The sequence below is a fragment of the Nocardia wallacei genome, assembly GCF_029869545.1.
Lineage (GTDB): Bacteria > Actinomycetota > Actinomycetes > Mycobacteriales > Mycobacteriaceae > Nocardia > Nocardia wallacei_A.
Map to the genome: position 1 here is coordinate 1 of NZ_JARWQD010000323.1, position 8,320 is coordinate 8,320.

General features: G+C 67.2%; 10 protein-coding genes. All 10 read right to left on the reverse strand.

Annotated features, from left to right (window positions below):
• Positions 1–1,003: hypothetical protein (locus tag QH290_RS29715; RefSeq protein ID WP_280386493.1), on the reverse strand; the 1,003-nt coding region annotated here is incomplete at its 3' end.
• An 11-nt stretch (positions 1,004–1,014) separates the two neighbouring features.
• The gene (locus QH290_RS29720; RefSeq protein ID WP_280266735.1) at positions 1,015–1,332 is read right to left on the reverse strand and encodes a type VII secretion target; all 318 of its coding nucleotides are present in this window, start codon (positions 1,330–1,332) and stop codon (positions 1,015–1,017) included.
• Between the two features lie 98 nt (positions 1,333–1,430).
• A complete protein-coding gene (locus tag QH290_RS29725; RefSeq protein WP_280266734.1) occupies positions 1,431–1,730 on the reverse strand; it encodes a YbaB/EbfC family nucleoid-associated protein in 300 nt (99 codons plus the stop codon).
• A gap of 42 nt (positions 1,731–1,772) precedes the next feature.
• A complete protein-coding gene (locus QH290_RS29730; protein WP_280386495.1) occupies positions 1,773–2,138 on the reverse strand; it encodes a hypothetical protein in 366 nt (121 codons plus the stop codon).
• 375 nt (positions 2,139–2,513) lie between these two features.
• Positions 2,514–3,557: a serine hydrolase domain-containing protein gene (locus tag QH290_RS29735; protein ID WP_280386497.1), complete on the reverse strand. Its 1,044-nt coding sequence runs from the start codon at positions 3,555–3,557 to the stop codon at positions 2,514–2,516.
• A gap of 28 nt (positions 3,558–3,585) precedes the next feature.
• Positions 3,586–4,419: an ESX secretion-associated protein EspG gene (locus tag QH290_RS29740; protein WP_280266731.1), complete on the reverse strand. Its 834-nt coding sequence runs from the start codon at positions 4,417–4,419 to the stop codon at positions 3,586–3,588.
• On the reverse strand, positions 4,416–5,933 hold the full coding sequence (locus QH290_RS29745; protein WP_280266730.1) for a hypothetical protein: 1,518 nt from the start codon (positions 5,931–5,933) through the stop codon (positions 4,416–4,418). The genes QH290_RS29740 and QH290_RS29745 overlap by 4 nt, the downstream gene beginning before the upstream one ends.
• A 31-nt stretch (positions 5,934–5,964) precedes the next feature.
• Entirely contained in the window at positions 5,965–6,369 is a 405-nt protein-coding gene (locus tag QH290_RS29750) for a hypothetical protein (protein WP_280266729.1), read from the reverse strand.
• A 12-nt stretch (positions 6,370–6,381) separates the two neighbouring features.
• Positions 6,382–6,513 carry a hypothetical protein gene (locus tag QH290_RS29755; RefSeq protein WP_280266728.1) on the reverse strand — a complete coding sequence of 44 codons (132 nt, stop codon included), beginning with the start codon at positions 6,511–6,513 and terminating at the stop codon, positions 6,382–6,384.
• A 109-nt stretch (positions 6,514–6,622) separates the two neighbouring features.
• Positions 6,623–8,203 (reverse strand): hypothetical protein, encoded by a 1,581-nt coding sequence (locus tag QH290_RS29760; protein WP_280386499.1) that lies wholly within the window; start codon positions 8,201–8,203, stop codon positions 6,623–6,625.
• Positions 8,204–8,320 lie beyond the last annotated feature (117 nt).

Consider the following 8,320-nt stretch of genomic DNA (forward strand, 5'->3'; position numbering starts at 1 on the left):
CCGCCGCCGCGCCCCCGGCACCGCCGCCGCCACCGGCCGCGGCGTCCTCCGGTTTCGCGACCGGCGTCGGCGCGGACAGCGAGGCGTTCGCCTTCGCCAGTTGCCCGACGGCCTGCGAAGCCTGGGTCCCCATGCTCATCAGCGGGCCCAGCATGCTGAGCATCTTCGACACGTCCTGCGACGACTTGACGCCCTTGGGGGCGCCCGTGATCGGGATCTTGCTGCCGACCTTGGTCATTCCGACGCTGCGCACGCCCAGCTCACCCTTGGTCTTGGCGGTGATCGCCAGCGCCTCGGTGATGGACTGGATCGTCTGCTGCACCAGAAACGCCTGGCCCACACCGCTGATGATGAACAGCGGCGCCAGCGCCATCGTGGTGGCCTGCTTCGCCACCACGCCGGCCATCTGGGCCGAGCCGACCGCGACGCTGGAGGCCGCGCCGATCAGTTCCTGCTTCTCGCCCGCACTCTGCGCCCCGAGGGCCGCGGAGTCGACGCTGGCCGCGGAGGCCTTCTTCTGCGCCTCCTGCGCCGCCTGGCCCTGCCACAGCGTCATCGCCAGTTGCAGCGCCGAGGTGCCCAGCGACATCGCCGTCTGCAATGCGGTGGACACACCCGACAGCATCTGCGTGGGATCCATCGGTGGTGGCGGCGGCGGAGCCGCGACCTGCTGACCGCCGGGCGCACCCGGATTGCCCTGTGCCGCACCGCCTTCCGGTGCTGGCGCGGGGGCCGGGGCCACGGCGGGCGTCGGCGCGAACTGCCCGGTACCGAACGCCGAGGCGAGATCGGTCAGCGGGCGCATCAGGGCGGTCAGGTCGATCACCGGCAGCGGCGGCAGGCCCGGCAGCGGCGGCACCCCCTGCAGGTCGGGCAGGGGCGGCAGACCCATGTCCTGCAGGATGTCACCCACCGGCTTGTCCAACATGGGTGCCAGGGCGCTGCCGCGCAACAGCTCCAACACCGTCGGATCCGGTGGCTCCGCGCCCGGTGGCGGAGTCATCCCCGGCAGACTCATTGCTGCGTGCCGACTGACCCGATATCCGCGCCGGACGCGGCATCGGTGGTCTCGTAGGTGGCGGCGGCCTGGTGGGAGGTCAGGGCCGTACCGGCGTGCACCGCGGCCAGCTGGGCCACCGAGGTCAGATGATTGGCCTGCGCGTAGGCGAACGACAGCAGGAACTCCTGACCGATGAGCCCGAATACCGGCACCGCCGCCGCCATCGTCGCCGACTGGTCGACCGCCCCGGCAGTGGCGACCTCGGAAGCCATCACGGCCGAAGTGTCGCCGTATCGGCGCAACGCGTCCGGCACTACTTCTACGTGATTCATACCCTCATCCAATCTCGAAACGTCGCATGACGTTTCGGTCTCAACGGTACCTTTACGAGTTCATAGGCTGCGATCTGTGCGGGGTTAACATTCGGTGACTACCCGGCGCTCTCCTCGTTGTAGGCCGTCACCAGATCGGCGCGTTCGGAGAAGGCCCTCTGTGCCGCCGCACGGGCGGTGTCGACCAGCGTCTTTTCGAATTCCTCGGGCGAAAGTTTGGATATCCGGCCGGAGAAACTCAGCCCGACCAGTGCGCCGTTACCGTCCACCTCGGCGGTTATCGCGCCGTCCTCGGAAGTGGCGCTGGCCCGCACATCGCGCATCGCGTCATCGAGATCGCGCAGCCGATACAGCTGTTTCTGCACGCGTGCGATCAGCTCGTCCATCGTGTCGACCATGGCTACCTCGCGTTCCCCTTACCGGCCGGCCGAGTCCGCCGCTCAGACCGAGCGCAACCAGCTCTGCGGCTGCGTGTCGTATTCCTGTTCCTCGATGATTTCCTGCCGCGCGACATCCGCCTCGGTGGGCAGTCCGGTCAGCGCCAGCATGTCGGAGCTGAACCCCGCCTCCTGCAACTGTTTCCGACGCTGCAGCCCCGCGCGATTCGCCGCCTGGCGGCACAGCCGCAGCACCTCCCCCGCCAAACTGTCCGGATCGCGGCGCAATTCATCGGGATCGACCCGAATGCCCAGCGGCAGACCCTGTTCGGTGGTCCGCACCGAGATCGTCCCGGTCACCGAGGCCGCGCTGAACTCCGTGGGGAACTCGTCCTCCGGGAGTCCCTGACCCTCCTGCGGCGCAGTCATGCTCAGCCCCTCCTGAAAAAAAGTGTCACATAGAGCATCTCATGCACGTCAAGGCCGTTGTCGGTGCCGCGCCACCGTTGCCGCAACCCGCCGTTCACCTGCACGATCAGCCCTCCCTCCAGGTGACACATCCTACCCAGCCCCCGGGCCCGGCGTCGTCTGTGCCGACGATCGATCGGTACCGCACCCGTACGATAGCGGCACCGGCGGACGGCCGACAGCGCAAGTTTCTGTGGCATGCCTTCGGCGTGGATCTGTGTCAGGATGTCCACGCGGACCCCGCGATTATCGGTCCGTAACAATGCGTACTTCGATGATCTTCAATTGCGCCGGAATTCTCTCCGTCCCCTCGAGTAATCGGATGCGTGGGGGAATTCAGCCATCGACGCAGCTCGGGTAGAGCGCTCGCATGATCGCCAAGGCGATCGCCTGGCTGATGACGATGTCGTTCACCAACCCGTTGGTGACGACTGCGACCGACGCATTCTCGGCTGGAAAACGGAACACCGCGCACGACGAACCGGGCATCATTCCGCCGTGGCCGACCAGCGCGCCGGGGCGCTGCACCCCGAGCCCGTATCGATGCAGGCCCCGCCAGCCGTCCAGATGCCGAGGGGTCGCCAGACGCTCACGCTGTAGGTCCGCTGACAGCAGCGTGCCGTCGGTAAGCTCGCGAACCCAAACCAGGAGGTCCTCGATCGTCGAGGTCATCGCGGCGGCCGTCCACAGGACGTTGAGGTTCATGTCGCCGAGCTCGCGCAGTATGCGGCTGTCGGGCTCGAGCGCGTAGACCGCCGGATGCGGGTCGGGAAGTTTTGCGACCGAGGGGAATTCGGTGTTCGTCAGTCCCGGCACCGCCGCGACCACGTCGCCGTTGATCACGTCGGCGGCAGGCTTGCCGGTCACCTGCTCGAGCACGAGTCCGAGCAGTATGTAGTGGCTGTTGCAGTAGTGGGCCTTGACACCCGGTTCGAAAGCCGCGGGCATGCTTCGCATCACATCGACCTTGCGCTGCTGCGGCCAATCCGCGTCGGCGGTGTCGAGCGACAGCCCCTCGATCGTCGGTAGCCAGTCCGGTGAATCGGCGTAGTCGGGTACACCGGACGTCATGTTCAGGAGGTGTCTGATCGTGATGCGCTCACCGTTCGGTATGCCCGGGACGAAGGGTTCGAGGGGGTCGTCGAAACCGAGTCGGCCCCTGTCGATCTGCCGCAGGACAGCGGTCGCGGTGAACGATTTCGTGACACTTCCGATGCGGAAGTAGTCGCCGATCCGGAACGGTTCGCCGGTGGTCACGTCCGAGACGCCGAGTGCACGCTCCCAGCGCTGCCCCCCGGCCTCGACGACCGCGCCGAGGCCGGGCAGACGGTGCTCGTAGAACTCCGTTTCGAGAAGGAACTCGAGCGTGTCGCGCGTCATCTCGTCGAACATGACTGATTCTGCATGCTCAAGAGACTCGGAAGTCACGTTCGACGGGCCGGTTCTCCCGGATTCGCCGGACCAGTTCGGCGACTCGCTGGTTGACGAATCTTTCGAACGCGCTGTCGTCCACCGGAATCGCGACCGGGTTCGGCTTGGGCTCGATCAGGTAGCGGCCGTCGTCGACAAGGTCGCGCCAGCGCACGAGAAAGCCACTGCGGTCCTGGAGCCAGTGCGCCGCACTGCCCGGTTCGACCTTCAGCTCGCCGAGGTGGGTCGACTTGGCGCTGCGCCAACGCTCGGAGCGTTGATACGTCGGGTCCATCGAATCGAACACCGCCGAAGAGTCGTCACCGGAACTCGTCCGATGCTGCTCCTGCGTGACGATCGGGACCTCGCGCAACTTACCCGGCCCGGTCTTCGGCAGCTGATCGATCACGGCTTTCGCCAGCCCGACGACATCGGTCTCGTAGAGGTCGACATCGCCGCCGCGCTCGACTAGCTCGCCCGGCTGCTGAACCAGGACAAGCGCATACCCTTCGCGTCGCAATCCGAGGACGCGCGTCACCACCGGCTTGTCCGTCGCGTCGCCGGGCCCCTCCCCCGCCGCCCGGATGACAATGTCCGGGTTGACGGCGGCCTCCCACAGATGCAGCAAGTCGGCGGAATCCCACCCTTGCGGCCCCCGGAGCGGCGGATTCTCCAAGAGTCGTTTCGCCGTCTCCTTTTTGGCGCGGACGTAGTCGGCCTCGTATTGGTGAGTCGGCCAGTGCGTCAGCGGGTACGGCAGGTTGTCATCCGACATCATCTCCCACAGAACCGCGACCTCGAGCGATGTCAGCCGCCCACGATAAACGGTCATTTCTCGACGACCGGCTTCGCGACGACCGGGGCGTCGCCCAGGGCCTCCTCCAGATGCTCGGTGGAGTCCAGATAGTCGGCCCGCTTGTGCTCCTTGTTCTGGCCGCCACCGGCTCCCGCACCGCCGCCGCCCATCGGACCACCCATGCCGCCCGGTGCGCCCGCGCCCGCGGCCACGCCCGCGCGACCCGACGCCGCGGACGCCGCCGCATCGGTCATGCTGGCACGGGGGAACAGACGATCCGCGGTGGGAGATGTCTTGCCGCTCAAGGTCGCTCCCGGGCCGCTGCCGACGCCGAGACTGCCGCCCTTCCCGGCACCGGCACCGCCTCCCGCACCGCCGCCCTTGGCCCCGCCCTTGGCGAGTCCCTCTGCCAGTCCGGCCACCCCAGGTACCCCACCGGCCAACCCGGCCTTCGCAGCCTCGGCCTGAGCGGCCTGCATACCCTGCTGCGCCGCCTGCTGCGCGGCCTGCATGCCCTGCTGCACCGCTTGCTGAGCAGCCTGCATACCCTGCTGCGCGGCCTGCTGCTGCGCCTGCCTCTGCTGCTGCTCCTGAGCCTGGCGCTGCGCCTCCTGCTGCTGCCGCCGCTGCTCCTCCAGTTGCCGCTGCTGCTGCTCCTGTAGCTGCTTCTGCTGCTGCTCGGCCCGGCGCTGTGCCTCCTGCTGCTGCCTCTGCATCGGCGCGAGGTTCGGTGACCCCGGGCTGCCGGGACTGCTCGGACTGCCTGGGCTACCGGGGTTACCCGGGCTGCCGGGGCCCTGATCGCCGGGCTTGCGGCCGGTTGTCGGGTCCACCCCATTCGTCACCGATTTCGGGAGCGGGAACATCGGCATGGCCGCATCCACGGATTTCCCGCCGGGGACGAAGATCTGGTTCATGACGTCGTTGGCTCGCTGCTCGAGCTTCTGCCTCACGAGCGCGCGGTTCTCTTCGGAGACGTATTGGTAGTTCTCGGCGTAGGTCATATGACTAGAGTCGTCCGACGCGGTGGCGTAGTTGTCGTCGTAGTCCCACGACTTCACTATCCCGGTCACGACATTCGTCTTCCCGTCGGCCAGCTGACCTTTTTCGTCGGGAATGTTGTTCCGCGTGTCCTCGAGGAACTTTGCCGAGAAATCCAGACTGTTGGCGATCCCCGTGATAACAGCGGGGAGCTGCGCCAGTTGATCTGCGTAATTTTGCACCGCCGCCGACGCGGCGGCGCCGGCGTTCGATTCCCAGGAATCACGAATCGTCGATTTCACCGCATTCGAGAATTTGTTCTGGAGCGTATCCAGCTTTGTGCCGTGATCGCGCCACTTCTTCTCCAACGCGCGCACCGAACCGGTGTCGATCGAATCACGGAATTTTACGAGATCCTCCAGCTTCTTGCCATAAGTCTCCCATGGGATCTCGCCCTCCTCGGTTTCGATCTTGCTGTCGGTACCGAGCACGGTGTTCTTGTCGGCCTTCGGGCTCTTCGGCTCGAACTTGTTCAGCTTGGCTTCTGGCTTGTCTACGCCGCCCATCATTCACCTCCCTAAGGCAAGGACAGCTGGAACCTCACGGCTTCTTCGGCCGGTAACCGTCGATCGCCTTGTCGTAAGAGGCAAGATCCGCCTTGGTGGCGTCCTCGTTCGTCAGATACGCACGGCCCGCGGCAATGAAGGTTTCCATCATGTCGTTGACGAGGTCGCGGTGCTTCGTCAGCACGTGCTTCAGCGAGGAATCGCCGCCGTCGACGCGGGACTTGTAGCGATCGGCGAGCTGCTTCGCGTTCGGGACGGCGGCTGAAGTTTCACCGAAGCCTTTGACGTCGTCGAGCTGGTCGGCATCGCCGATCGCGCTGTTGAGCTCGTCGATCATGTCACCACACAGCTCGACACACTTCTTGGCGGCTTCCGGCTTCAGCCGGATGTAGTTGCCCTGGGCAGCCTTGGTCAGGCCATCGAATTCGCTGTCTGCCATCGGTCGGTCCTTCTACGACGAGATACTCGGAAAAGTTGTCGGCCCTCGAGCGATCAGGGTGGGTACCGCACCGGTGGTCATCCCCCGCCCGCCCTCGCACGTACCGGCGTCGTAGTACGACGTCACCGGCAAGGTCGTGCTCACGCCGTTCAGCATATCGGATCGAGCGGTGGCCGCAGGCTGTGCGCGGTGACTCCACCGACCGGTCGAAAGGTGTTCACCTGTTGGCTCTTTCGGCAGTTACCGCACCCCCTCACTGAATCGGGAAATCGGCGGCGGCGCTGGTCTGGCGCTGGTGGAAGCGTTGTTCGAAACCCTCGGTGTAGACGGAGGGGGCGACCGAGGAGGAGGACTGTTCGATCACGCCGTCGTCGGCGATGTAGAAGATGGCGCGGCCGACCGCGATCTCACCGGGGCGGGTGGGGACGAACACCATCCAGCCGACGCTGAGCCGCTCGGCGACCAGCTCGTCCACGGGGTAGCGGGAGGTGTCGATGTCCAGGCTCCGGATGTGCTCGCGGACGCGGGTGATCGCGCGCTCCTCCGAGATCGGTTCCGGGACGGTGGTTACCAGACCGGCCAGCGACAGTTGATACAGCGCGCCGTCGATATCGTCGGACGGATCGGTGAACAGCGCGGTCAGGGTGTTGCGGGTGACCACGCCCGCCTCGGCCGCGGCCACCAGATTCGCCGCGGTGGACCGCAATTCCTCGCTGGGCTCGGCGCTCAGCAGGCCGCAGACCACGTCGATGACCGTGTCGGCGGTCCACATGCCGGGCACGGCCGCGCTGATCTTGTCGGAGGTGGGTGACTCGCCGCGATACCAGCTGCCGCGCTCCCACCAGTAGCAGAAGGAGAGCATGCCGCGGGCGGCGCGGGGATTGAGCACCTGGTTGGCCACCCATTCCGGCGCGCCCGCGTACAGGGCGGGCAGGGGGGCGCCGCTGTTGTACGCCGAATCCAGTTCGGGCGCGTTCCAGACGCCGCCCGACAGCACCGCGCGGCCGCCGGGCAGAACGTACAGGGTCGAGCCGCTGCGGGAGGATCCCTCGAAGACGCCCAGCGCGGGCAGCACGCGCGGACCCCACTCGGAGCCGACGGCGACGAAGGCCGCGGCGACGGTCGCCCAGCGCGCCCACAGCACGGGCAGCACCGGGAAGTCGTCCAGCGACTGCACGGCGGTGATCTCGGCCTCGCGGTCGGCGCGGGCCTGCCGCGCCGCCTGCTGCGGCGAACGCCACTGCCGGTTGTCGTGGCCTATATATGCGGCCAGCCAGACCGGCAGCCGATTGCGCGGGTAGGCCTCGAGATCGGCTCGGTAGGCCTCGGGGATCAGCAACTCCTCGTCGGGGAACGGATCGTCGCCGTAGTCGTAGTCGGCCTCGAGCTGGCCGGTGATCTCGAGCCGCAACACCAGGCGCCACCACGGGCCGTCGCCCAGCTGTGCCGACACCTCGCGCTGCAGTCGCACCAGCTCCACGACCTCGTCGGGCGGGTCGGCCCGGACCACCCGCCCGCCCTCGTCGAAATACCGGACGTAGGTGACGCCGCCGGCGACGGTGATCGAGAAGACCGCCTCCAGCCGCTGCCAGCCCTCCGGTCCGGCGACCGCGAGTTCGCGGGCGATGCGGTGGGTGAGTTCGGTGGCCTGCGCCTCGACGGACTGCTCGGTCGCGGGCGCCTCCGCGGTGGGTTCGGCAGGGTCCGGCTCGTCCGGTGTGGTGTCGGCCGATGCCGCGTTCGAGGAATCCGCCGAATCGCCCGGGGCCATCCGGAAGGTGAGGTCGGGGGCCTCCTCGCCGTCCTGGGGCCTGTCCTGCTGCGGGTCGTTCATGCGGTTATGCCTTCCTCATCGCTGCGATGGGTGCGCGGCAGCGGCAATCCTGCCGCGCGGGTATCCACTGCACCAGCCGACAATATCCGGGGGTTCCACACGGTTGTGACATGGTCA

Excerpts from the sequence above, each read along its gene's own strand:
- QH290_RS29745 (WP_280266730.1), bottom strand. The coding sequence starts at position 5,933 with ATGATGGGCGGCGTAGACAAGCCAGAAGCCAAGCTGAACAAGTTCGAG.
- QH290_RS29750 (WP_280266729.1), bottom strand. The coding sequence starts at position 6,369 with ATGGCAGACAGCGAATTCGATGGCCTGACCAAGGCTGCCCAGGGCAAC.
- QH290_RS29735 (WP_280386497.1), bottom strand. The coding sequence starts at position 3,557 with ATGACGCGCGACACGCTCGAGTTCCTTCTCGAAACGGAGTTCTACGAG.
- QH290_RS29760 (WP_280386499.1), bottom strand. The coding sequence starts at position 8,203 with ATGAACGACCCGCAGCAGGACAGGCCCCAGGACGGCGAGGAGGCCCCC.
- QH290_RS29730 (WP_280386495.1), bottom strand. The coding sequence starts at position 2,138 with ATGACTGCGCCGCAGGAGGGTCAGGGACTCCCGGAGGACGAGTTCCCC.
- QH290_RS29740 (WP_280266731.1), bottom strand. The coding sequence starts at position 4,419 with ATGACCGTTTATCGTGGGCGGCTGACATCGCTCGAGGTCGCGGTTCTG.
- QH290_RS29725 (WP_280266734.1), bottom strand. The coding sequence starts at position 1,730 with ATGGTCGACACGATGGACGAGCTGATCGCACGCGTGCAGAAACAGCTG.
- QH290_RS29720 (WP_280266735.1), bottom strand. The coding sequence starts at position 1,332 with ATGAATCACGTAGAAGTAGTGCCGGACGCGTTGCGCCGATACGGCGAC.